This window comes from Streptomyces sp. SID5643 (genome assembly GCF_009872555.1).
GTDB lineage: Bacteria > Actinomycetota > Actinomycetes > Streptomycetales > Streptomycetaceae > Streptomyces > Streptomyces iakyrus.
Genome location: NZ_WWIC01000228.1, coordinates 1 through 21,996, shown reverse-complemented (window position 1 = coordinate 21,996; position 21,996 = coordinate 1). Strand labels below are relative to the sequence as shown.

Here is a 21,996-nt window from a genome sequence, read left to right as displayed (position 1 = left end):
CGCGAAGGCCCCGGTTCCGTTCCGGAACCGGGGCCTTCGCCGGGTCTCAGCCCTTCCAGGCCCGCGCCACGCGGCCGCCCTTGACCTCGAAGTTCAACCGTCCCACGCGGTACTCCATCGTGATGATCGCGCCCGGCGGCAGCGAGCGCACCGTCGGCCAGCCTCGCTCCCGCGCGAGCCGTTCGGCCCGGCCGGCCTCCAGGCCGACATAGGTGTCCGGGCTGTCGTCGGGTTCGGCGGAAGGTGTCGGAGTGGGTGCCATGCCGCCACGCTATGCGCCGGCCGCGGGCCGCGGAAGTCCGGGCCCGGGACCCCGGTCCCTGTCCGCCCCCCGTCACGCTTCTGTCACAAGATCACGACAGGCGTTTCCGGAGCTGTCCGTCACACGGACGAGCGGTTCCGTACGCCTTCCGCAGGCATTCGATCGGAATTCCCGCGTGTCACATGAGCTCATGGAAAAGCCCGGCGGAAAGTGCCGGGTGAAGTGCCTCCGGGGCTCCGTTCCTTTCCCGTGCGGCACCGGCCCGGCGGAGTCGGCGGGGCACGGGAAATGCATGGCTTCGGCATACAGAGGCCGATACGCCCCCTGTCGGAGCGCGTGGTGACGCGAGCATCATGGCGTGAGCTCGCGGGTACGTGAGGCGCGGGCTGCGGCGGGCCCGGTGCGCGATCAGCGAAGGGGCGAGCGAGCGATGGGGACGCAGACCGTACAGGCGGCGGCGCCGTCCGAGCCGCGGACGCGGCACGGGCGGGTGGTGGTCGACTGGCTGACGACGACGGACCACAAGAAGATCGGCCATCTCTACCTGATCACGTCGTTCCTGTTCTTCATGGTCGCCGGAGCGATGGCGCTGCTGATGCGCGCCGAACTGGCCCGCCCCGGTCTGCAGATCATCGACAACGAGCAGTTCAACCAGGCGTTCACGCTGCACGGCACGATCATGCTGCTGCTGTTCGCGACGCCGACCTTCGCGGGCTTCGCCAACGAGCTGATGCCGTTGCAGATCGGCGCGCCCGACGTGGCCTTCCCACGGCTGAACATGTTCTCGTACTGGCTGTTCCTGTTCGGCGGGCTGATCGTGCTCGGCTCGCTGCTGGTGCCCTCCGGGCCGGCGGACTTCGGCTGGACCGCCTACGCGCCGCTCAACAGCGCGGAACGCTCGCCGGGGATCGGGGCGGATCTGTGGATCATGGGGCTGGCGCTGTCGGGCTTCGGCACGATCCTCGGCGCGGTCAACTTCATCACCACCATCATCGGGATGCGTGCCCCGGGCATGACGATGTTCCGGATGCCGATCTTCGTGTGGAACACCCTGTTCACGTCGATCCTGATCCTGATGGCGTTCCCGGTGCTCGCGGCGGCGCTGCTGGTGCTGGAGGCGGACCGGCGGTTCGGCTCGCAGGTGTTCGACGCGGCCAACGGCGGGGCGATCCTGTGGCAGCACCTGTTCTGGTTCTTCGGCCATCCCGAGGTGTACATCATCGCGCTGCCGTTCTTCGGCATCATCACGGAGATCATCCCGGTCTTCAGCCGCAAGCCGTTGTTCGGCTATCTGACGCTGGTCGGGGCGACGATGGCGATCACCGGCCTGTCGATGATCGTGTGGGCACACCACATGTTCGCCACCGGTGCGGTGCTGTTGCCGTTCTTCTCCTTCATGAGCTTCCTGATCGCGGTGCCGACGGGGGTGAAGTTCTTCAACTGGGCCGGCACCATGCTGAAGGGCTCCCTGTCCTTCGAGACGCCGATGCTGTGGGCGACCGGCTTCCTCGTGACGTTCCTGTTCGGCGGCCTGACCGGGGTGATCCTGGCTTCGCCGCCGCTGGACTTCCACGTGACGGACACGTACTTCGTGGTGGCGCACTTCCACTACGTCGTCTTCGGCACCGTCGTCTTCGCGATCTTCGCCGGGTTCTTCTTCTGGTGGCCGAAGTTCACCGGGAAGATGCTCGACGAGCGGCTCGGCAAGATCCAGTTCTGGGTGCTCTTCGTCGGCTTCCACACCACGTTCCTGGTGCAGCACTGGCTGGGCGCCGAGGGCATGCCCCGCCGGTACGCGGACTACCTCGCGGCGGACGGCTTCACCGCGCTCAACACGGTGTCGACGATCGGCGCGTTCCTGCTCGGCATGTCGACGCTGCCCTTCCTCTACAACGTGTGGAAGACGGCCAAGTACGGCGAGAAGGTCCAGGTGGACGACCCCTGGGGCTTCGGCCGTTCCCTGGAGTGGGCGACCTCGTGCCCGCCGCCGCGGCACAACTTCACGACGCTGCCCCGGATCCGCTCCGAGTCGCCGGCGTTCGACCTGCACCACCCGGAGTACGCGGCGGTGACTGCGCAGCCCGAGCCAGAGCGCCATCAAGCCGGTCCCGAGTCGTCCTGATCGCCTCGATGAGCCCGTCCGGCTCCAGCACCTCGAAGTCGAAGCCCAGCATCACCACGTGGATGACCATCACATCGAGGCTGCCGGCGCCGCAGCGCAGCAGGCAGGTGTTCTCGCTCTCCGCCTCCAGCACTCCGGCGGAGGGCGAGATGTGTCCGGCCGCTTCCTCCAGGGGCACCAGGAGCCGCACGAGGGCATGGGCGGCGTACGCGCGCGTGGAGACGCCCTGGGAGACGTAGGCGGCGAGGTCCTCGGCGGGCGGCTTGCGCGGGGTGAAGCGCGGGCCGTGCGGCGGTCTGGGCGTGACGCGGTCCACCCGGAACGTGCGCCAGTCGTCCCGGTCGAGGTCCCAGGCGACCAGGTACCAGCGGCGCTCGGTGCACACCAGGCGGTGCGGTTCGACCGTGCGGCGGCTGGGGGTGCCGTCGTGGCCGCGGTACTCGAAGCGCAGCCGTTCGGCGTCCCGGCACAGGTGGGCGAGCTCGGTGAGCACGGCCGGGTCGACCGAGGAGGGCAGCGTGCTGCGCAGCATCGGCACGGTGAAGGCGTTCAGGGCGCCCACCCGGCGGCGCAGCCGGCTCGGCAGCACCTGCTCCAGCTTGGCGAGGGCCCGTACCGAGGTCTCGCCGATGCCGTCGATGCCCTGCCCGGCGGCGGTGCGCAGCCCGACCGCAACGGCGACCGCCTCGTCGTCGTCCAGGAGCAGCGGCGGCAGTTCGGCGCCCGCGCCCAGCTGGTAGCCACCGCCGGTGCCGGGGCTGGCGTTGACCGGGTAGCCCAGTTCGCGCAGCCGGTCGACGTCCCGGCGCAGGGTGCGGGCGCTGACGCCGAGCCGTCCGGCCAGGTCGGCGCCGGACCACTCGCGGTGGGCCTGGAGCAGGGACAGCAGACGCAGCAGACGGGCCGAGGTCTCCAACATGGGACGAGTCTGCCAGGCCTTGCGGACAACCACTGTCCTCAAGGCGCGTAGGCCAGTTGCGGGACGGTGAAGCAGGTGCGGTTCATGTCCCCCTGGCCCACCCAGCCCTTGCCGTCCCGCCAGCGGGCCACCGACAGGCAGGTTCTGCTGCTCCTCGGCGGCTCGGGCAGGCGCTCGAAGCGGACGGGGAGCAGCAGTCCTCCGGCGGTGTAACCCTGGCTGCGGTTCATGAAGGCGTCGACGCACGCGCGCGTGACGCCCGTGTCCGCGCAGGACTTCGCCGCGTCCGTGAACCAGCGCGCGGCCGCCCATCCCTCCAGCTGCCACTGGGAGTGCGTCTTCAGGTCCTTCGTCGCCTCGCGGAACTCCCGTACGGCCGCGTTGCCGGTGTCCTCGAAGTTGCGGCTGGCGCCGGTCGCCCACAGGACGTTGCGGCAGCGCGGGGCGTCCTTGTAGTCCTCGGCGACGGTGGACGTCCAGTTCTGCACGTTGGTCACCTTGGCGGTGACGTCGGCGCCGGCCTCGTCCATGGCCTGGCAGAGCCGGGCGTTGCCGTGCCCGTCGATCGCGTCGAACACCAGATCGGCGCCCTGCTCCTTCAGATCGGCGGCGACGGCGCGGAAGTTCGGCAGGGCGAAGTCGACCTGCTCGGTGACGACCTCGTAGCCCTCGGCGCGCAGGCCCCGCTCGACGAGCCGGGCGTAGGCGGCCGAGGCGGACTGGTTGTAGGAGACGACGGCGGCGGTGCGGGCGCCGTGCTCGCGTTTGAAGTAGCGGTAGACCTCGGTGCCGCCGTACAGCTTCCCGTCCCAGCCGGGGGTGCCGTCACGGGGCGCGAGACTGCCGTAGATGCCGTAGAGGTGGGGGAAGGTGTCGTAGGCGGTGCCGATGGGCTGGCCGCCGATGTCGGGCACGCGCGCGCGGGAGACGCGGGAGGCCCCCGCGTAGTCGAGCGCGGTGGTGGCGACCAGGGCGACGACCTGGTCCTCCTCGACGAGTTGGTGCACGCACTCGTTGTTGCCGACGCCGCTGCCGCCGTCGTCGCACGTGCGCACCTCGACCCGGCGGCCGTCGATGCCCCCGTGCGCGTTGAGCCGGTCGAAGAAGGCCTTGGCGCCGTCACGCGGGCCGGTGAAGGTGCTGCCGCCGACCGGGCTGGTGGCGCTCGTGATGATGCCGACCCGCAGGGGCGCGGCGTCACGGGGCGCGGGGGTGCGGTCGTCGTGGTCGAAGTCGCTCTCCGGGAGCCGGCTGCCGCAGGCCGCGCTCAGGGCGAACAGCAGCGCCGCGGCCAGAGCCTCAGCAGCCCGGGATCGGTGACGCATTGCCGCTCAGTTGCACCAGCGCGCACAGCGTCTTGGCGGACACCTTCCAGGTGCCGTCCTGCTCGACGGCGCTTCCGGAGGCGTCGGGCAGGGCGGTGGCGCCCTTCAGGGTGAGCGTGTACGTCACGTCCGCCCCGGTCGCCGAGGTGAACTCGATCCTGGTGACCTTCGCCTGGACCTGCCCGCCGCGTTCGTCACCGCTGAAGGCCTGGAGGACCGGGCCCATCCGGTCGCCGTTCTCCAGGACGGCCTGCTTCTCCTCGGTCGAGGTCTTCGGGTCGAAGAACTTCTGCCAGTTCTGCCGGATCTCCGCCTCCGCCGCTGCCCGGTCCGCCGGTGCGGAGGCCGGGGCGCTCGTGGTCCGCTCCGGGGTCGGGGCCGGGGGCGTGGACTCGCTGCCGCCGCCGCTGTCGTCGCTGCATGCCGCCAGGGCCGGGGCGAGGGCCAGGACCAGGGCCGCGGCGATCGCCGTACCCCGTCCCGCGGTGCGTGGACCCCCCGTCGCGTTCCCCCGCTCGAGGTCGCTGCCGAGAACCATCTGGCTCACCACCGGGTGTCGGTCCGGGCCGTGTGCGCCCGGTGCTTTCAGGGTCAGCTTCCACAGGGCATAGTGCAAGCGATCGGCGGACTTGAACAGGCAGCCCGACGCACGCACAGCCGAATCCGATGTGTGGGAGCCAGAGATGCGGACCAGCCGACTGCGGAGCGTGCATCCCGTCCTGTGGGCGGGATGGGCCGCCCTGGCCGCCGGCGCGGTGCTGTGCGTCGTCGGCTGGTACGGGGTCTCCGGCGAGCGTTACGCCGAACGGCAGCTGCCCTACCTCGCCTCCTGCTCGATCCCCGGTGCCGCGCTGATCGTCGCCGGGGCGGTGCTGCTCGCCCGGGGCCGGGAGTCGATCGCCGCCGCGCGCGTGCAGGAGCTGTACCACCTGCTGGTGGCGGCGGAGCCGGACGAGCCGGAGGGGTCCGGCCGGGTCGCGCTCGCGCCGCTCGCGGTCAGCGGCGACCTGCTGATGGTGCCGGGCGGCACACTGTGGCACCGCGCGGACTGCCCGCTGGTCGCGGGCAAGGCGGAGGCTGTCCCGGTGGACTCCGGGCTGGTGGCGAGCGGTGGGCTGGACCCCTGCCCGATCTGCGAGCCGGCCGAAGAAGCCGACTGATGTCGTCGCTGACGTACGACCTCACCCTCGCCGGGCTCTCGGTGGGGAGCGCGGCGGCGCTGACCGGGATCGGCCTGATCGTGACGTACCGCGCGACGGGTGTGCTGAACTTCGCCCACGGTGCGATCGCGATGGTGTGCGCGTACGTGCTGCGGCAGTGCGTGGTCGAGTGGGGCTGGCCGCTGTGGCTCGGTGCGGTGGTGACGCTGCTGGTGCTGGCCCCGGGACTGGGGGTGGTGCTGGAGCGGTTCGTGTTCCGGCCCCTGGCGGTCCTGGGCGGTGACCCGGCGCAGACGCTGGTGGCGTCCATCGGGGTGTTCGTGCTGCTGGTGGGCGGGGCGGCGCTGCTGTGGGGGCAGGGGGCTCGGGACGACGCCCCGGTGCTGGTGCCGGACGAGCCGTGGGGGCAGCTGACGGTGGTGCTGGTGCTGGCCGCGGGGGTCGCGGTGGTGGTCCGCCGGACGCGGTTCGGGCGGGAGCTGCGGGCCGTGGTCGACGACCGGCGGCTGGCCGAGCTGGGCGGCATCGACGCGGACCGGGTCGCGGCCACGGGCTGGGCGTTCGGCTCGTTCACGGCCGGTCTGACGGGGGTGCTGCTGGCGCCGTACGTGCGGCTCGACCCGTACGGTCTCTCGCTGCTCGTGATGGAGGTCGTGGCGGTGGCGGTGGCCGCGCGGATGCGGAGCCTGCCGGTCGCGGTGGTGGTGGCGCTGGGCATCGGGGTGGCGCAGAGCCAGCTGACGCGGCTGCACCCGGCGGGCTGGGCCGAGCCGCTCCTCCAGGCGGTGGGCACGAACCTGTTCGTCGTCGCGCTGCTGGTCGCGGCGTTGGTCCTGCCGGGCGTCGGGGAGCGGGACGCGCTGCCCCGCACGGCCACGGCCCGCGCGGCGACCCCGCCGGGCGCCTGGCTCGTGGTGCTCTTGCTGTTCCTGCTGCCGCTGGGTCTCGCGGGCCAGGATCTGCACACCTCGGTCCAGGTGCCGGCGCTGGCCGTGATCCTGCTGTCCCTGGTGGTCGTCACCGGGCGCGGCGGCCAGATGTCCCTGGGGCAGGCGGCGTACGCGGGCCTGGGCGCCCTGTTCACGGCGCTGCTGGCGGCGGGCCGCTTCCCGGGGCTGCCCGCCCTGCCGGAGCTGGCGGCCCTCGGGGTGTCGGTGGTCCTGGTGGCGCCGCTCGGCCTGCTGACGGGCTGGCCGGCGATCGGCCGCCGGGGCCTGGCGCTGGCGCTGGCGACGTTCGCGGTCGGCGTGGGGGTGAGCCGCTTCGTCTTCGCCCAGCCGTACGCCACGGCGGGCCTCACGCTCGGCCGCCCGGCGGGCTTCGACGGGGACCGGGCGTACTACGTCCTGGAGCTGCTCCTGCTGGCGGGCGCGCTGCTGGTCACGCACGCGCTGCGCCGGGGGCGGACGGGCCGGGCCCTCGCCGCCATGCGGGATCACGAGCGGGGCGCGCAGGCGGCGGGCGTCCGGGTGCCGTCCCTCAAGCTGCTGGCCTTCGTCGCGGGCGCCGCGCTGGCCGCGCTGGGCGGCGGCATGCTCGGCATGGGCCTGCGCGCCTTCGACGCCGCCGCCTACGACCCCGTGCGCGGCCTGCTGTGGTTCGCCGCGGTGGTGGTGCTGGGCGCCGACAGCACGCTCGGTGCCCTCGCGGCAGCGGCTCTCCTGGTCGGGCTGGACGCGGGCACCCGGGGCGGCGTCGCGGCGGCCCTGATCGGTGTCCTGGCGGTCCTGGTGGGCCGCTTCCCGGGCGGTCCGTACGAGGCCCTGCGCACGGTCACGGAACGCCTCCGGCCGCGCAGCAACCCGGCTCTGACTCCGGCGGGCGCCCGGGCCCACCGGCTCCTGCGCCCCGCGGAACCCCGGAAGGCTGCGAGGGCCCCGGTACCGACCGGTGCGACGCGCGTGGCACACAGGGCAGGAGCACCCGCCCGGCGCGAGCAGCCCGACGGCACCGGCCACCCGCAACCCGGCCCGCCGGGCGGGGCCGTCCCCGACGTGCCGAGCGACGGCGACGGGCCGCCGACCACCCGGCCGGAGGTTGCACCTGAGACGCCCGCCGGAACCACCCCGGCCACCCGGCCCGAGACGAGCCCCGCCCCCTCCAGGGCCACACAGCCGAAGGCACCGCCCGAGGCCTCCCCAACCACCCGACCCGAAGATGCCCCCGGGGCACCGCCCGGACCCTCCCCCGCCACCCGGCCCAAGGCGACCCGCGAGCCCTCCCCAGGCCCCCGGCCGGATCCGGCCCCGGCCCCTTCCCCGGGCACCCGGCCGCCCGCCGCGACGCCACCGGGAGACACCCCGCCGTCCCCGGCCGCCGCTCCCCTCCTCACCGCCCGCCGTCTCCGGGCCCACTACGGCGGCTTCACCGCCCTCGACGGGGTGGATCTGGAGCTCTACCCCGGGCGGATCACCGCGGTCGTCGGGCCCAACGGGGCCGGGAAGAGCACCCTGTTCCACTGTCTGGCAGGGACGCTGCCGCCCGCGCGAGGGACCGTGCTGCTCGGCGGGCGGGACATCACCGCGCTGCCCGCCCATGCCCGGGCCCGGCTCGGTGTCGCACGGACGTTCCAGCAACTGGCTGTCTTCCCGTCGCTGACCGTGGCCGAGAACGTCCGCGTCGGCGCGGAACAGGGCGGGGTGACCGACCCGGGCGCCGTGGAGCGCGCCCTCAGGCTGCTCGGACTCGACGGCCCCCTGCGCGCACGGCCCGCCGCCGGGCTGCCCACCGGGACGCTGCGCCGGGTCGAACTGGCCCGGGCCCTCGCGGGAAGCCCCCGCGTCCTGCTCCTCGACGAGCCCGCCGCCGGACTCGACACCGCCGAAGTGACCGCCCTGGCCCGGGTCCTGAGGGCCCTGGCCGCCGACGGCACGGCCCTCCTCGTCGTCGAGCACGACCTGGACCTGGTGGCAGGTCTCGCCGACGTCGTGCACGTGATGACCGCGGGCCGGATCGTCGCCTCCGGCCCGCCCGGACGTGTGCTGGACGCCCTGGAACCGGGGGTCGGCCGATGACGACCGTCTCCCTGCGCCACGCACGTGTGCGCTACGGCCCCCTGGAAGCGCTGCACGGCATCACCCTCGCCGCCCCCGGCCCGGGCCTCACCGTGCTGGTCGGCCGCAACGGGTCCGGCCGCAGCACCGCCCTGCGCGCCCTGGCCGGCACCGTGCCCCTGTCGGGCGGCGCGGTGGTGTGGGACGGCACGGACGTGACCCGCCTCCCGGCGTACGAACGGGCCCGGCGGGGGCTGTGCCTGGTGCCGGAGCGGCAGGCCGTGTTCGGTTCGCTCACCGTGCGCGAGAACCTCGCACTCGCCGCGCGCGACCACACCCCGGCCCTCGACGCCTACCCGCAGCTGCGGCCCCTGCTGGAGCGGCACGCCGGCACCCTCTCGGGCGGGGAGCAGCGCATGCTCGCCCTCTCCCGGGCCCTGCTCACCCGCGCGCGCGTGGTGCTCGTCGACGAGCCCGCCCAGGGCATGTCGCCCTCGGTCGCGGCCCGGACGTACGAGCTGCTGGGTGCGCTGGACGCGTGCGTGGTGGTCGCCGAGCAGCGGCTGCCGCCCGCCCTGCGGGACCGGTCCGCGATCGTCTACGAACTGCGCCGCGGGACCGTCGTGTTCGCCGGACAGGCAGGCGAGCTCTCGGGCTGATGGCGGGCGCCGAGGCCCTGTCCGGTCGGCCGACCGGACAGGGCCCGTGTCCCGGCGGGGCGGAGCAGCGTCTCAGAACGTCAGGCGCAGTCCGGGCACGATCACGTCGGGGTTCCCGCCGATGGCGGCCTTGTTGGCGGCGTAGAGGCGCTGCCAGGTGGTCCCGTGCCGGGCTGCGACACCGCTGAGCGTGTCGCCCCGGCGGACGGTGTAGTCACCGCGGGAGGAGCCGCGGTCCGCGTGTTCCGTGGAACGGGCCGGCGCCTTCGGCGGTTTCGCCGGGGTCGGCGCGGTGGAGGTGACCGGGTCGGCGGCGGGTGCGTCACCGCTCGCCCCGGCGCGTGCCGAGCAGGTCGGCCAGGCGCCCCATCCTTGGGCGCGCTGGACCTTGGTGGCGACGGCGATCTGCTGGGACCGGCTCGCCCGGTCGGCGGTGGGCGCGTAGGCCGTGCCGCCGTAGGCGTTCCAGGTGGAGGGGGCGAACTGGAGTCCGCCGTAGTAGCCGTTGCCGGTGTTGATGTGCCAGTTGCCGCCGCTCTCGCACTGGGCGATGCGGTCCCACACTCCGCTGTCGGCCGCCGCGGCGTTCCCGGTCGCGGCGAGCAGTCCGAGGGGCGCGAGCAGTGCCGCCCCGGCGAGGACCGCCGTCGTACGGACCTGGCTCTTCCGAGCGTCGGGGCGAGAGGAATCGGCACAATCGGACATGTAGGTCCCTTTCGAAACACCCGGGATCCCCCAAGGCGGAGCGCCGCTCCCGCGCCATGGGGCGCGAGGGCCGCGCTCACCCCGTCCACCGGAGCGGTGCCGCGCCCGGTTCCTGGGAACCGGGCGACCGGTGGACGTACCCGAGCGGTGCTCGTTGCACACGGCGGAGGAATCTAAGGAGGACGGCGGCCGGCATCAACCAGTCGCCCGTCCGGGCAGGCCAGTTCGCCAGTACCCCGGGTAACGGCCATTTCCGGACACCCACTTCATTCGCGGATTTCCGGATTTGTTCACCAACTCCCCCGACACGGTGTGACCCACTTCACCATTTCAACGCCCTTTATCTGTCACCGAGTTGACGGTGAGTGCGCGATTCCGCGCGAAGCGTGACCCTGCGCGCTGGTTGGTTCGATTCCGTTCGCCCTGGGGCGTGACTCCCGCCACAGATCGCCCGTTGTCTTCTTCATGAGCCGGGACCGACCCGGACCACGGGCCGGGAGCCACCCGGCTTTGCCACGCACCGCATCCCCGAGGGAGCCACCCGTGCCGCGCATGCTCGACGTCAGCGACGAGGTACGCGCCGAGATCGGCGACGAAGAAGCCGACCGCCTGCTCGCCGGAGAGACCGCCCCGGGCAGTTACGACTGCACGTCCTGCCGCACACCGGGCGACTCCGAGCAGGAGCGCACCAGCACCGTTCTGTTCATCGGTGACGAGACCGCCGTCCTCGCCTTCGCCCACTCCGGCTGTCTGCCCTCGCAGGTCGTGCAGGTCACCGAGGAGCAGCTGCGGGGCGCCGTCAAGTCCATCGCCGGCGACACCGTCGACCTGGAGCCCGACAGGGTGGTGCCCGACAAGGCGGTGCCCGAACAGGCGGTGCTGGGTGTGACCAGCGGACTCGTCCTGATCGGCGGGGAGCTCCACCCGGCCCTGGTGGTGGAGCCGACCGGGCCCATCGCCCGGCCCGGCACGGCCGGCACCGGCGACGACTTCCTGCCCCTGCTCATCGAGCAGGGCTTCATGCCGCTGTCGGAGCTGTCGGCGGTACCCCCGGTGCTGCACGGCTGGTCGGTGCTGCTCGCCGTGGGCCGGCTGCACGCGGTGCTCCAGCCGGGCAGCAACGGCGGCCAGCCGGTGGCCTGGTGGCAGGCACACCAGCCGCTCCAGGTGACCGACGGCTGGCGCGCGGCGGCCAACAAGCACCAGCAGGTGCTGATGTTCGCAGCGCCAGCCGGCTCGATCGGCCGCCAGCCGCGCGAGGACCTGCTCCGGGACGCGCTGGACAAGGCGGCGGCGAACGGACAGCTGGTCGGCTCGGCGCTGCCGCTGGCCGGCACCTGAGCCTCCCGTCACCCGAGCACGCCGCAGACCCGCGAAAGCCGTACCCGGGCCGCATCCCTTGACCCGCGGGGTCGTTTGGACATACGTGCACGCATACGACGTTCCCCGCCGCCAGTCCTTCTCGCCGATCCCGTCCGCGCGATCGGCTCAGGACTCCCAGGGCGGCCCATCGGCCACGCCGATCTACGACGCGCTCTACGCCGAGTACGTCAAGTCCTTCCGCGCACTGCCCGGCGACCGCAGCGGCGAGGAGAAGCTGGGATTCACCGCCTTCGGGAACACGCCGCACGGTGCGGGCTCGTACGCAGGGGCGTACGGCAGCTCCTACAGTGCCTACAGCGCGGGCGCCCAGAGCGCCCGTCATGCCGCCGGGCAGCAGCCGCAGTGGCAGCGCGTCGGGACCGTCGCCTCACCCGGCACGGGGATGCACCACGTACCGGCCGCGCTGCCACCGGGGCGGCGCGGCGGCGTCTGAGCGAGCACCGGACACCGGAAAGGGCGGCCCCGATCGGGGCCGCCCTTTCCGGTGTCGCGTGCTACTTCTTCTTGCCGCGCTTCTCGCGCACCCGAACGGAGATGTGGATCGGCGTCCCGTCGAAGCCGAACTCCTCGCGCAGCCGGCGCTCGATGAAGCGCCGGTAGCCCGCCTCGATGAATCCGGAGGCGAACAGCACGAACCGCGGCGGCTTGGTGCCCGCCTGCGTACCGAACAGGATGCGCGGCTGCTTGCCGCCCCGGACCGGGTGCGGGTGGGCGGCGACCAGCTCACCGAGGAAGGCGTTCAGCCGGCCCGTCGGTACCCGGGTCTCCCAGCCCGCCAGGGCCATCTCGATCGCCGGGACCAGCTTCTCCATGTGCCGTCCGGTGCGCGCCGAGACGTTGACCCGTGGTGCCCACGCCACCTGGCCGAGCTCGGTCTCGATCTCCCGCTCCAGGTAGTAGCGACGCTCCTCGTCGAGGGTGTCCCACTTGTTGTACGCCATGACGATCGCGCGGCCCGCCTCGACGGCCATGGTGACGATCCGCTGGTCCTGCACCGAGATGGACTCGGAGCCGTCGATCAGGATGACCGCGACCTCCGCCTTCTCGACGGCGGCCGCCGTGCGCAGCGAGGCGTAGTAGTCGGCGCCCTGCTGGAGGTGGACCCGCTTGCGGATGCCCGCGGTGTCGACGAACTTCCAGGTGACACCGCCGAGTTCGATCAGCTCGTCGACCGGGTCGCGGGTGGTGCCCGCCAGCTCGTTGACGACCACGCGCTCCTCACCCGCCACCTTGTTCAGCAGCGAGGACTTGCCGACGTTGGGGCGCCCGATCAGGGCGATGCGGCGCGGACCGCCGATGCCGCCCCCGCCGAACGTCTGGCGCGGCGCCTCGGGGAGCACCTCCAGGACCTGGTCGAGCATGTCGCCGGTGCCGCGGCCGTGCAGCGCGGAGACCGGGTGCGGCTCCCCCAGGCCCAGCGACCACAGGTAGGCCGCGTCGGCCTCGCCGCTCGGGCCGTCCACCTTGTTGGCGCACAGCACGACCGGCTTGCCGGCCTTGCGCAGCAGCCGGACGACGGCCTCGTCGGTGTCGGTGGCGCCGACCTTGGCGTCGACGACGAAGACGACCGCGTCGGCGGCCTCGATGGCGTACTCGGCCTGGGCGGCCACGGAGGCGTCGATACCGAGGACGTCCTGCTCCCAGCCGCCGGTGTCGACGACCTTGAAGCGGCGGCCCGCCCACTCGGCCTCGTAGGTCACACGGTCGCGGGTGACGCCGGGCTTGTCCTCGACGACGGCCTCGCGGCGCCCGATGATGCGGTTCACCAGAGTCGACTTGCCGACGTTGGGGCGGCCGACGACGGCGAGGACGGGCAGCGGGCCGTGCCCGGCCGCCTCGATGGCACCTTCGACGTCTTCGAGGTCGAAGCCCTCCTCGGCGGCGAGCTCCATGAACTCCGCGTACTCGGCGTCGCCGAGCGCCCCGTGGTCGTGCTCGTAAGCGCCCTCGGAGGCGTCCGAGCCGTCGGGCTGGATGTGGTCGTTCATGAAGTCCGTACCTCGTCGTTCATCGTGGTGGTCGGTGGAGTGCCCGCTGTTGCGGGCTGATCCACTACTCAAGTGTCGCCCGGCGCCCGGTGAGGCGCCTGGCGTTTTCCAGGTGGGCCGCGAGCTGCTTCTGGATGCGCCCGGTCGCCTCGTCCAGCGCCTTGCGCGTCCGGCGACCGCTGCCGTCGCCCGCCTCGAAGGGCTCGCCGAAGACGACGTCGACACGGGAGCGCAGCGGAGGCAGCGCCTTTATCAACCGTCCGGGCTTGTCGGAACTTCCCAGCACGGCCACCGGGACGATCGGGGCGCCGCTGCGCACCGCGAAGTACGCGAGGCCGGCGCGCAGCGAGGCGAAGTCGCCCTCGCCCCGGGTGCCCTCCGGGAAGATGCCGAGCACGCCGCCGCCCGCCAGGACGCCCAGCGCGTTGGTGATCGCCGTGCGGTCGGTGGTGTCACGGTCGACCTTCACCTGCCCGATGCCGAGCAGGAAGGGGTCCAGCGGCCCGATGAACGCTTCCTTCTTGATCAGGAAGTGCGTCGGCCGGGGCGCCACGCCCATGACCATCGGGCCGTCGATGTTGTGGGAGTGGTTGACCGCGAGGATCACCGGCCCGCTCGCGGGCACCCGCCAGGCGCCGAGCACGCGCGGCCTCCACAGCCCGTACATCAGGCCGACGCCGATGCGCCGCCCGACCTCGGCACCCCGCGCCGAAGGCAGATCGGTCACTTTCCGGCCCGCTTCTCCTCGACGAGGGTGACGACGCACTCGATGACCTGGGCCAGCGTGAGCTCGGTGGTGTCCACCTCGACGGCGTCGTCCGCCTTGGCGAGCGGGGAGGTCTTGCGGCTGGAGTCGGCGGCGTCCCGCTTGATGAGGGCCTCGCGGGTGGAGTGGACGTCGGAGCCCTTCAGCTCACCGCTGCGGCGGGCGGCGCGCGCCTCCGGGGAGGCGGTGAGGAAGATCTTGAGGTCGGCGTCGGGCAGCACCGTGGTGCCGATGTCCCGGCCCTCGACGACGATGCCCTGCTCCGCGGAGGCCGCGATCGAGCGCTGCAGCTCGGTGATCCGGGCGCGCACCTCGGGCACCGCGCTGACCGCGCTGACCTTGGAGGAGACCTCCTGGGTGCGGATCGGGCCGGCCACGTCCACGCCGTCGACCGTGATGGTCGGGTCCTGCGGGTCGGTGCCGGAGACGATCTCGGGCTTGCCCGCAGCGGCGGCGACGGCGGAGGGGTCGTCTATGTCGATGCCGTTGCTCACCATCCACCAGGTGATCGCCCGGTACTGGGCGCCGGTGTCCAGGTAGCTCAGCCCGAGCTGGGCCGCCACGGCCTTCGAGGTGCTCGACTTGCCGGTGCCGGCGGGGCCGTCGATGGCGACAATCACTGGCGTGGCGCTTTCCACAGTGGGGACCTTCCTGAACCGGGCTCGGCGGGGTGAGGGCGCGACTGCCCCGCACAAGGTTACTGGGTTCGCGTCACTCGTCCGGCCGCGCGTCGGCCGGCCCCGCCCGGCACGCCCTACTGCCGGAGCGCCCAGCCCCGTTCCCGCAGCGCGGAGCTCAGCACCGGGGCCGCCTTGGGCTCCACCATCAGCTGCACGAGACCGGCCTGCTGCCCTGTGGCGTGCTCGATCCGCACGTCCTCGATGTTGACCCCGGCCAGACCCGCGTCGGCGAAGATCCGGGCCAGCTGTCCCGGCTGGTCGTCGATGAGCACGGCCACGACCTCGTAGGCCCGTGGTGCGGACCCGTGCTTGCCCGGGACGCGGACCTGCCCGGCGTTGCCGCGCCGCAGCACGTCCTCGATCCCGCCGGCGCCCTCGCGGCGCTCGTGGTCGTCGGAGGACTGAAGGGCGCGCAGGGCGCGGACGGTCTCCTCCAGGTCGGCGGCGACGTCCGTGAGCAGGTCGGCGACCGGCGCGGGGTTCGCGGAGAGGATGTCGATCCACATCCGGGGGTCGGCGGCGGCGATCCTCGTCACATCGCGGATGCCCTGCCCGCACAGTCGTACGGCGGACTCCTCGGCGTTCTCCAGCCGGGCGGCGACCAGGCTGGAGACCAGGTGGGGCATGTGGGAGACGAGGGCCACGGCCCGGTCGTGGGCGTCGGCGTCCATGACGACCGGCACGGCCCGGCAGTACGAGATCAGTTCCAGGGCGAGGTTCAGCACCTCGGTGTCGGTGTCCCGGGTCGGGGTCAGCACCCAGGGGCGGCCTTCGAAGAGCTCCGCGGTCGCGGCCAGCGGGCCGGACTTCTCCCGGCCCGACATGGGGTGCGAGCCGATGTACGCCGACAGGTCGAGGCCGTGCGCCTCCAGCTCGCGGCGCGGCCCGCCCTTGACGCTGGCGACGTCGAGGTAGCCGCGCCCCGCACCGCGGCGGATGGCGTCGGTGAGCACGTCCGCCACGTGCGCGGGCGGGGCGGCGACGATCACGAGGTCGACGGGCCCCTCCGGTGCCTCGTCCGTGCCGGCGCCGAGCGCGGCCGCCGTACGGGCCTGCTCCGGGTCCGGGTCGGCGAGGTGCACGGTCACGCCCCGCTGGGACAGGGCCAGTGCGGCGGACGTGCCGATGAGGCCGGTGCCGATGACGAGTGCGGTCCTCACTGGGCGATGTCCTTGCGCAGGGCGGCCGCGGCGCCGAGGTAGACGTGGGCGATGTCGGCGCGGGGCCGGTCCGACTCGATGTGTGCGAGGACCCGGACGACACGCGGCATGGCGCCTTCGATGTCGAGTTCCTGGGCGCAGATCAGCGGCACGTCGACGATGCCCAGCTTGCGGGCGGCCGCCGCCGGGAAGTCGCTGTGCAGGTCGGGCGTGGCGGTGAACCAGATGCTGATCAGGTCGTCGGTGGCGAGATCGTTGCGCTCGAGGATCTCCGTGAGCAGGGATCCGACCTGCTCGTCCATGTGCCCGGCCTCGTCCCGTTCGAGTTGGACGGCGCCCCGGACCGCTCGTACCGCCACGGCGATGCTCCTTGTTGACGTGCGTGTCGCTCTACCTCCGACCAGCCTAGTCAGCCCGCGCGGGCCCGGTGTACGGCGCCCACCGGCCGAGACGACGGGATGGAGGTCTTTGGGTGGGTTCGGTGCCAAGATGATGCACATCCCGATTTACTCCTCTTTGGCACTTCCGGAGTGACGACATGACCCACGAGACGACGCGCCGCACGGTTCTCCTCGCGACGGGTGCGACGGGCGCGGCGGCGCTCGTCGCGGCCTGCGGCGGGGGCGGCGACGACAACGGTGCCGAGTCGACGAGCTCCCCCACCGGCCAGGACGCGACGAGCGCCCCCGCCGGCGGGGTCCTGGCCAACATCGACGAGATCCCGGTCGGCGGCGGCAGGATCTTCAAGGACGAGGAAGTCGTCGTGACCCAGCCGGAGCAGGGTCGGTTCAAGGCGTTCTCGGCGATCTGCACCCACCAGCGCTGCCTGGTGTCCACCGTCTCCGACGGCACGATCAACTGCCCCTGTCACGGCAGTAAGTTCCAGATCGCCGACGGCGCGGTGTCCCAGGGCCCGGCGACCCGGCCGCTGCCCGCCGAGCAGATCACCGTCGAGGGAAACGCGATTCGCATGGCGTGAGGGCCCGCGACCGGCCCGCCGGTGTCACGCGTCCCACAGCGCCCCGAGGGTGAGCAGGTCACTCCGGTACTCGACACGGTCGGCCCATGCGGTGGGCCAGGCGTCCGCGCCCCGGTAGGCGCCCGCGAAGGCACCCGTCAGGCAGGCGATCGAGTCCGAGTCGCCGACGGTGCAGGCGGCGCGGCGCAGGGCCGTGACCGGTTCGTCGACGAAGAGCAGGAAGCACAGCAGCCCCGTCGCCAGGGCCTCCTCGGCGATCCAGCCCTCGCCGGTGGCCAGACACGGGTCGGTCTCCGGCGAGACGGAGCGCACGGCGTGCCGGAGCCGTTCGAGGGCCTCCAGGCACTCGTCCCAGCCGCGCGCGATGAACCGCTCGGGGCTCGCGTCCCCGGCCCGCCGCCACAGGTCGCCGAGCCAGCGCTCGTGGTAGCGGCCGCGGTTCTCCAGGGCGTACGAGCGGAGCAGACCGATCAGCCCGGTCGGCTCGGCGCCCTGCGCGAGCAGACGCACGGCGTGCGCGGTGAGGTCGGAGGCCGCGAGCGCGGTGGGATGCCCGTGGGTGAGGGCGGACTGCAACTGGGCGGCGCCCGCGCGCTGTTCGTCACTGAGGCCGGGCACGAGGCCCAGGGGCGCGACGCGCATGTTGGCGCCGCAGCCCTTGGAGTCGATCTGACTGGCGTCCTGCCAGGGGCGCGATTCATCCTTCAGCAGGGAGCAGGCCTTCATGCAGGTGCGGCCCGGAGCCCGGTTGTTCTCAGGGGACTGGTACCAGTTCACGAACTCCTCACGCAGGGGCCTGGCCAGTCGCAGCGGCGTGAGCAGCCCCCGGTCCATCGCCGTCCGCACCGCCCGCCCGAGCGCCAGTGTCATCTGGGTGTCGTCCGAGACGGTGGCGCGCTTCGGCAGCTCCATCTGCCGCCAGGGTCCCCACTCGGCGAGGATCGAGGGAACGTCACTGAACTCGGTCGGATACCCCAGCGCATCCCCGAGGGCCAGGCCCGTGAGCGCTCCGGTGGCGGCTTGCTTGTGGACGAGCGTGGTCATGCGGGGCGTCCTTCCCGGGTGGGCCGGAGGAGAGGCGGGTGGAGGGCGGTGGCGGTCCCCGCGCGGTACAGGGCGGCGGGTTTGCCGCGGCCGCCGGTCAGTCGCGCGGCGCCCGGGACGGCTTCGACGAAGCCGGGTGTGGCGAGCACCTTGCGCCGGAAGTTGGGCCGGTCCAGCTCGGTGCCCCACACGGTCTCGTAGACCTGCTGGAGCTCGCCGAGGGTGAACTCGGGCAGGCAGAAGGCGGTGGCGAGGCAGGTGTACTCGAACTTGGCGCCGACGCGGTCGTGGGCGTCGGCCAGGATGCGGTCGTGGTCGAAGGCGAGCGGACCCGCCTCGCCGTGGGGCACCCAGTCGGCCCGGGTCGCGTCGCTGCCGCCGCGCACCTCGGGTGCATCGGGCAGCAGGGCGGCGAAGGCGACCGACACGACCCGCATCCGGGGGTCGCGGCCGGGCTCGCTGTACGTCCGCAGCTGCTCCAGGTGCAGCCCCGAGACGTCGGACAGACCGGTCTCCTCGGCGAGTTCACGCCGGGCGGCCGTCTCCGCGGACTCGTCCCGCCGCAGGAATCCGCCGGGCAGGGCCCGGCGCCCGGCGTACGGCTCCTGCCCGCGCTCGACGAGCAGCACGTGCAGCGCGCCCTCACGGAGGGTGAACACGGCCAGATCGACGGTGACGGCGAAGGGTTCGTGGGCGTACTTGTCGTAACCGTCCATGCAGCAGCACCCCCTTTTATAGTCAGCACGACTATAAAAGGGGGTGCCGGTCACTCACAAGGTCTAGAGGTCGACCTCCTGCATCAGCATCCCGACCTCGGTGTTGGACAGCCGCCGCAGCCAGCCCGACTTCTGGTCGCCCAGAGTGATCGGCCCGAAGGCGACCCGGACCAGCTTGTCGACCGGGAAGCCGGCCTCCGCCAGCATCCGGCGCACGATGTGCTTGCGGCCCTCGTGGAGGGTGACCTCGACGAGGTAGTTCTTGCCGGTCTGCTGGACGACCCGGAAGTGGTCCGCGCGGGCGTAGCCGTCCTCCAGCTGGATGCCGTCCTTGAGCTGCTTGCCCAGGTCGCGCGGGATGGGACCGACGATGTGCGCGAGGTAGGTCTTCTTCACGCCGTACTTCGGGTGGGTCAGCCGGTGAGCCAGCTCGCCGTGGTTGGTGAGCAGGATGACGCCCTCGGTCTCGGTGTCGAGCCGGCCGACGTGGAAGAGCCGGGTCTCCCGGTTGGTGACGTAGTCACCGAGGCACTGCCGGCCCTCCGGGTCCTCCATCGTCGAGACGACACCGGCGGGCTTGTTCAGCGAGAAGAACTGGAAGCGCTGCGTGGCGACGGTCAGCCCGTCGACCTTGATCTCGTCCTTCTCGGGGTCGACGCGCCGCCCCTGCTCCAGGACGATCTCGCCGTTGATCTCGACCCGGGCCTCCTCGATCAGCTCCTCGCAGGCCCGCCGGGAGCCGAAGCCGGCGCGTGCGAGGACCTTCTGAAGCCGCTCGCCCTCCTGCTCGGCGCCGGGGAAGGTCTTGGGGAGCTTGACCTCCTTCTTCCCGGCGTACCGGTCGCGGTTGCGCTCCTCGACCTGCGCCTCGTACTCGCGCGGGCGCGCCGGGGCCGTACGTCCCTGCTTCCGGGGCTGCTTGGGCCCGCCCTTGGCACCGCCGCGCGCGGCACCGCCACGCCCGGCCTTGGGGCCGTCCTTCGTCGCCCCGGGGCCCACGTCGTAGCGGCGCTCCTCGGGGCGCGGCTTCTTGGGACGGCCACTGCCCTGCTTGTCGTCGCGGTCGTTGCCGGCGCCGCGGAAGTTGCCGCGCCCACCACCACTCCCGCCGCGGCCGCCGCTGTTGCCACCACGGCTCCCGCCGTTGTTTCCGCTGCTGTTCCTGCCGCTGCTGCTTCGCATCAAAGTTCCGTCTGGTCGTCTTCGTCGTGGGTCCCCGGGCTCACCGGGCGGCCCGGCGCGTCGTCAGGCGCGTCCGGGTCGAACGACGGTACGCCTTCCTGGGTCTCGGCCTCGATCGCCTCCGCCTCCGGGAGGAAGGGCGCGAGCTCCGGGAGCTCGTCCAGACCGCGCAGGCCCATCCGCTCCAGGAAGTAGTTCGTCGTCCTGTACAGGATCGCACCTGTTTCGGGTTCCGTGCCCGCCTCCTCTATCAGACCGCGCTGGAGGAGGGTGCGCATGACACCGTCGCAGTTGACTCCGCGGACGGCCGAGACCCGGCTGCGGCTGACCGGCTGCCGGTAGGCGACGACGGCCAGGGTCTCCAGGGCGGCCTGGGTGAGGCGGGCCTGCTGGCCGTCCAGGACGAAGCGCTCGACGGCCGGCGCGAAGGCGGCCCGGGTGTAGAAACGCCAGCCGTTCGCGACGTACCGCAGCTCGAAGCCGCGACCCTGGACGGTGTACTCGTCGGCCAGCTCGCGCAGCGCGTCCGCGATCTGGCGCTTCGGCCGCTCCAGTATCTTCGCCAGGTGGTCCTCGGTCGCGGGCTCGTCCACGACCATGAGGACGGCCTCCAGGGCGGGCTTGAGGTCGAGACCGGCGACGGCACTCGGCCCGGCCGGCAGGTCGGTCGTTCGCTCGCTCACGCCTTCTTCTCCTCCTTCGGCGGCTCGGGCGGCCGGTCGAACTCGTCGGTGACGGTCGGTGTCTCGTCCCCGTCGCCCCCGGTCCACCGCACGAGCAGCTCCCCGAGCGCGGTCTCCTGGTCCAGCGCGACGGCCTTCTCGCGGTACAGCTCCAGCAGGGCGAGGAACCTCGCCACGACGGTCAGGGTGTCGTCGGTGTCCTCCACGAGGGCGCGGAAGCTCGCCTCGCCGAGCTCCCGGAGCCGGGCCACGACGATCTGCGCCTGCTCCTGCACGCTGACCAGCGGGGCGTGGATGTGGTCGACGTAGACCTGCGGCTTGGGCTTGGGCTGCATCGCCTTGACGGCGAGCCTGGCGAATCCTTCCGCCCCGATGCTGATGACGACGTCGGGCAACAGCTCGGCGTGGTGTGCTTCGAGCCCGACGGTACGGGGGTAGCGCCGGGCCTCGTCGTCGAGGCGCCCGCTGAAGATGTCGGCGATCTGCTTGTACGCGCGGTACTGGAGCAGCCGGGCGAACAGCAGGTCCCGCGCTTCGAGCAGCGCGAGATCGCCCTCGTCCTCCACCTCGGCGGCGGGCAGCAGCCGTGCGGCCTTCAGGTCGAGCAGGGTCGCGGCGACGACCAGGAACTCGGTCGTCTCGTCCAGGTCCCAGTCCGGCCCCATCGCCCGGATGTGGGCCATGAACTCGTCGGTCACCTTCGACAGCGCGACTTCGGTGACGTCCATCTTGTGCCGCGAGATCAACTGCAACAGCAGATCGAAGGGCCCTTCGAAGTTGGCAAGCCGAACCTTGAAGACCCCGTGGTCCGCCACCGCCCCGCCGTCACCGCCCGGGCCGGGCGCGGAAAACCCCTCGGCCCAGGCCGCCACATCCGCGGGCAGCGTCTCGGCACCGGTCCCGCTCACCTCCCCCAGGCCCCCGGGCCCGGCCGCACCCGAAGGCGGCGCGAGGGGCTCGGTCCCGACCGTGGCCCCGGGACCCGGCACGCCCCCGGGCGGCGCCACCGGCTCGGAGACCGTGATCTTCGAGGAATCATCCGGCGAAGCCGCGGACCCGGCGCTGCGCGGCGAGTAATCCGGCTCGACCCCCGGCCCACCCGCGCCCGCAGGCCGCGCCACGGCCTCAGCCACATCCGCGACCGACTCCGCCGGACCCGACGCGTCCACAGGCGGTGCCATGGCCCCACCCGCGCCCGCAGACCGCGCAGGCGGCGCCACCGGCCCGGCCGCCTCCGCAGGCCGCGCAACCGGCCCTGCCGTGTCCACCG

General features: G+C 72.8%; 21 protein-coding genes and 1 pseudogene. 7 read left to right on the top strand and 15 right to left on the bottom strand.

Going from position 1 to position 21,996, the window contains the following annotated elements:
* Positions 1-46 precede the first annotated feature (46 nt).
* On the bottom strand, positions 47-262 hold the full coding sequence (locus tag GTY56_RS25785; RefSeq protein WP_161367710.1) for an I78 family peptidase inhibitor: 216 nt from the start codon (positions 260-262) through the stop codon (positions 47-49).
* 430 nt (positions 263-692) lie between these two features.
* On the opposite strand from GTY56_RS25785, the pseudogene ctaD reads away from it, so the two are divergent.
* Positions 693-2,264, top strand: a pseudogene (gene ctaD, locus GTY56_RS25780) (aa3-type cytochrome oxidase subunit I); the annotation flags it as partial.
* Here ctaD and GTY56_RS25775 read toward each other — a convergent pair.
* The 3 genes from GTY56_RS25775 to GTY56_RS25765 are packed head-to-tail and all read right to left on the bottom strand — an operon-like array spanning position 2,263 to position 5,166.
* Positions 2,263-3,303: a helix-turn-helix transcriptional regulator gene (locus tag GTY56_RS25775; RefSeq protein WP_161367709.1), complete on the bottom strand. Its 1,041-nt coding sequence runs from the start codon at positions 3,301-3,303 to the stop codon at positions 2,263-2,265. The pseudogene ctaD and the gene GTY56_RS25775 overlap by 2 nt on opposite strands.
* A 38-nt stretch (positions 3,304-3,341) precedes the next feature.
* The gene (locus GTY56_RS25770; RefSeq protein ID WP_161367708.1) at positions 3,342-4,628 is read right to left on the bottom strand and encodes an ABC transporter substrate-binding protein; all 1,287 of its coding nucleotides are present in this window, start codon (positions 4,626-4,628) and stop codon (positions 3,342-3,344) included.
* Entirely contained in the window at positions 4,603-5,166 is a 564-nt protein-coding gene (locus GTY56_RS25765; protein ID WP_202510729.1) for an MTB12 C-terminal domain-containing protein, read from the bottom strand. Before GTY56_RS25765 ends, GTY56_RS25770 begins: the two co-directional genes overlap by 26 nt.
* A 145-nt stretch (positions 5,167-5,311) precedes the next feature.
* Between GTY56_RS25765 and GTY56_RS25760 the strand changes: the two genes are divergently transcribed.
* Genes GTY56_RS25760 through GTY56_RS25750 form a run of 3 tightly spaced genes read left to right on the top strand, consistent with a single transcriptional unit; the run spans position 5,312 to position 9,440 of the window.
* Positions 5,312-5,788, top strand: coding sequence for a hypothetical protein (locus tag GTY56_RS25760; protein ID WP_161367707.1), 477 nt, complete (start codon positions 5,312-5,314; stop codon positions 5,786-5,788).
* Complete coding sequence (locus tag GTY56_RS25755) at positions 5,788-8,802, top strand: ABC transporter permease subunit (protein WP_161367706.1); 3,015 nt, start codon at positions 5,788-5,790, stop codon at positions 8,800-8,802. Before GTY56_RS25760 ends, GTY56_RS25755 begins: the two co-directional genes overlap by 1 nt.
* Entirely contained in the window at positions 8,799-9,440 is a 642-nt protein-coding gene (locus GTY56_RS25750) for an ATP-binding cassette domain-containing protein (RefSeq protein WP_161367705.1), read from the top strand. Before GTY56_RS25755 ends, GTY56_RS25750 begins: the two co-directional genes overlap by 4 nt.
* A 72-nt stretch (positions 9,441-9,512) precedes the next feature.
* On the opposite strand, the gene GTY56_RS25745 is transcribed toward GTY56_RS25750, so the two are convergent.
* A complete protein-coding gene (locus GTY56_RS25745; protein WP_161367704.1) occupies positions 9,513-10,145 on the bottom strand; it encodes a LysM peptidoglycan-binding domain-containing protein in 633 nt (210 codons plus the stop codon).
* Positions 10,146-10,688: 543 nt separating this feature from the next.
* On the opposite strand from GTY56_RS25745, the gene GTY56_RS25740 reads away from it, so the two are divergent.
* Positions 10,689-11,486, top strand: a complete 798-nt coding sequence (locus tag GTY56_RS25740) for a DUF8842 C-terminal domain-containing protein (protein ID WP_161367703.1) — start codon at positions 10,689-10,691, stop codon at positions 11,484-11,486.
* 85 nt (positions 11,487-11,571) lie between these two features.
* Positions 11,572-11,961, top strand: coding sequence for a hypothetical protein (locus GTY56_RS25735; protein ID WP_161367702.1), 390 nt, complete (start codon positions 11,572-11,574; stop codon positions 11,959-11,961).
* A 61-nt stretch (positions 11,962-12,022) separates the two neighbouring features.
* On the opposite strand, the gene der is transcribed toward GTY56_RS25735, so the two are convergent.
* From der to aroH, 5 genes are all read right to left on the bottom strand, one after another.
* Positions 12,023-13,516, bottom strand: a complete 1,494-nt coding sequence (gene der, locus GTY56_RS25730) for a ribosome biogenesis GTPase Der (RefSeq protein ID WP_161367701.1) — start codon at positions 13,514-13,516, stop codon at positions 12,023-12,025.
* A gap of 64 nt (positions 13,517-13,580) precedes the next feature.
* Positions 13,581-14,243, bottom strand: a complete 663-nt coding sequence (locus tag GTY56_RS25725; RefSeq protein WP_161367700.1) for a 1-acyl-sn-glycerol-3-phosphate acyltransferase — start codon at positions 14,241-14,243, stop codon at positions 13,581-13,583.
* Entirely contained in the window at positions 14,240-14,902 is a 663-nt protein-coding gene (cmk, locus tag GTY56_RS25720; RefSeq protein WP_524540145.1) for a (d)CMP kinase, read from the bottom strand. Before cmk ends, GTY56_RS25725 begins: the two co-directional genes overlap by 4 nt.
* Before the next feature lie 134 nt (positions 14,903-15,036).
* Entirely contained in the window at positions 15,037-16,122 is a 1,086-nt protein-coding gene (locus GTY56_RS25715; RefSeq protein ID WP_161367698.1) for a prephenate dehydrogenase, read from the bottom strand.
* Positions 16,119-16,481, bottom strand: coding sequence for a chorismate mutase (gene aroH, locus GTY56_RS25710; protein WP_161367697.1), 363 nt, complete (start codon positions 16,479-16,481; stop codon positions 16,119-16,121). Before aroH ends, GTY56_RS25715 begins: the two co-directional genes overlap by 4 nt.
* Before the next feature lie 179 nt (positions 16,482-16,660).
* Between aroH and GTY56_RS25705 the strand changes: the two genes are divergently transcribed.
* Positions 16,661-17,101 carry a Rieske (2Fe-2S) protein gene (locus tag GTY56_RS25705; RefSeq protein ID WP_161367696.1) on the top strand — a complete coding sequence of 147 codons (441 nt, stop codon included), beginning with the start codon at positions 16,661-16,663 and terminating at the stop codon, positions 17,099-17,101.
* Positions 17,102-17,125: 24 nt separating this feature from the next.
* Here the strand turns inward: GTY56_RS25705 and GTY56_RS25700 are convergent, their stop codons facing one another.
* From GTY56_RS25700 to GTY56_RS25680, 5 genes are all read right to left on the bottom strand, one after another.
* Positions 17,126-18,145: an ADP-ribosylglycohydrolase family protein gene (locus GTY56_RS25700; RefSeq protein ID WP_161367695.1), complete on the bottom strand. Its 1,020-nt coding sequence runs from the start codon at positions 18,143-18,145 to the stop codon at positions 17,126-17,128.
* Positions 18,142-18,861, bottom strand: coding sequence for an NUDIX hydrolase (locus GTY56_RS25695; RefSeq protein WP_161367694.1), 720 nt, complete (start codon positions 18,859-18,861; stop codon positions 18,142-18,144). The genes GTY56_RS25700 and GTY56_RS25695 overlap by 4 nt, the downstream gene beginning before the upstream one ends.
* Positions 18,862-18,924: 63 nt before the next feature.
* Positions 18,925-20,043 carry a pseudouridine synthase gene (locus tag GTY56_RS25690; RefSeq protein WP_161367693.1) on the bottom strand — a complete coding sequence of 373 codons (1,119 nt, stop codon included), beginning with the start codon at positions 20,041-20,043 and terminating at the stop codon, positions 18,925-18,927.
* Positions 20,043-20,726, bottom strand: a complete 684-nt coding sequence (scpB, locus tag GTY56_RS25685) for an SMC-Scp complex subunit ScpB (protein ID WP_161367692.1) — start codon at positions 20,724-20,726, stop codon at positions 20,043-20,045. Before scpB ends, GTY56_RS25690 begins: the two co-directional genes overlap by 1 nt.
* Positions 20,723-21,715 carry a segregation and condensation protein A gene (locus GTY56_RS25680; RefSeq protein ID WP_346345579.1) on the bottom strand — a complete coding sequence of 331 codons (993 nt, stop codon included), beginning with the start codon at positions 21,713-21,715 and terminating at the stop codon, positions 20,723-20,725. Before GTY56_RS25680 ends, scpB begins: the two co-directional genes overlap by 4 nt.
* Positions 21,716-21,996 lie beyond the last annotated feature (281 nt).

Bases quoted from the DNA above. Each gene is read 5' to 3' on its own strand.
- GTY56_RS25785 (WP_161367710.1), bottom strand. From the start codon at position 262: ATGGCACCCACTCCGACACCTTCCGCCGAACCCGACGACAGCCCGGAC.
- GTY56_RS25775 (WP_161367709.1), bottom strand. From the start codon at position 3,303: ATGTTGGAGACCTCGGCCCGTCTGCTGCGTCTGCTGTCCCTGCTCCAG.
- GTY56_RS25770 (WP_161367708.1), bottom strand. From the start codon at position 4,628: ATGCGTCACCGATCCCGGGCTGCTGAGGCTCTGGCCGCGGCGCTGCTG.
- GTY56_RS25765 (WP_202510729.1), bottom strand. From the start codon at position 5,166: ATGGTTCTCGGCAGCGACCTCGAGCGGGGGAACGCGACGGGGGGTCCA.
- GTY56_RS25760 (WP_161367707.1), top strand. From the start codon at position 5,312: ATGCGGACCAGCCGACTGCGGAGCGTGCATCCCGTCCTGTGGGCGGGA.
- GTY56_RS25755 (WP_161367706.1), top strand. From the start codon at position 5,788: ATGTCGTCGCTGACGTACGACCTCACCCTCGCCGGGCTCTCGGTGGGG.
- GTY56_RS25750 (WP_161367705.1), top strand. From the start codon at position 8,799: ATGACGACCGTCTCCCTGCGCCACGCACGTGTGCGCTACGGCCCCCTG.
- GTY56_RS25745 (WP_161367704.1), bottom strand. From the start codon at position 10,145: ATGTCCGATTGTGCCGATTCCTCTCGCCCCGACGCTCGGAAGAGCCAG.
- der (WP_161367701.1), bottom strand. From the start codon at position 13,516: ATGAACGACCACATCCAGCCCGACGGCTCGGACGCCTCCGAGGGCGCT.
- GTY56_RS25705 (WP_161367696.1), top strand. From the start codon at position 16,661: ATGACCCACGAGACGACGCGCCGCACGGTTCTCCTCGCGACGGGTGCG.
- GTY56_RS25700 (WP_161367695.1), bottom strand. From the start codon at position 18,145: ATGACCACGCTCGTCCACAAGCAAGCCGCCACCGGAGCGCTCACGGGC.
- GTY56_RS25695 (WP_161367694.1), bottom strand. From the start codon at position 18,861: ATGGACGGTTACGACAAGTACGCCCACGAACCCTTCGCCGTCACCGTC.
- GTY56_RS25690 (WP_161367693.1), bottom strand. From the start codon at position 20,043: ATGCGAAGCAGCAGCGGCAGGAACAGCAGCGGAAACAACGGCGGGAGC.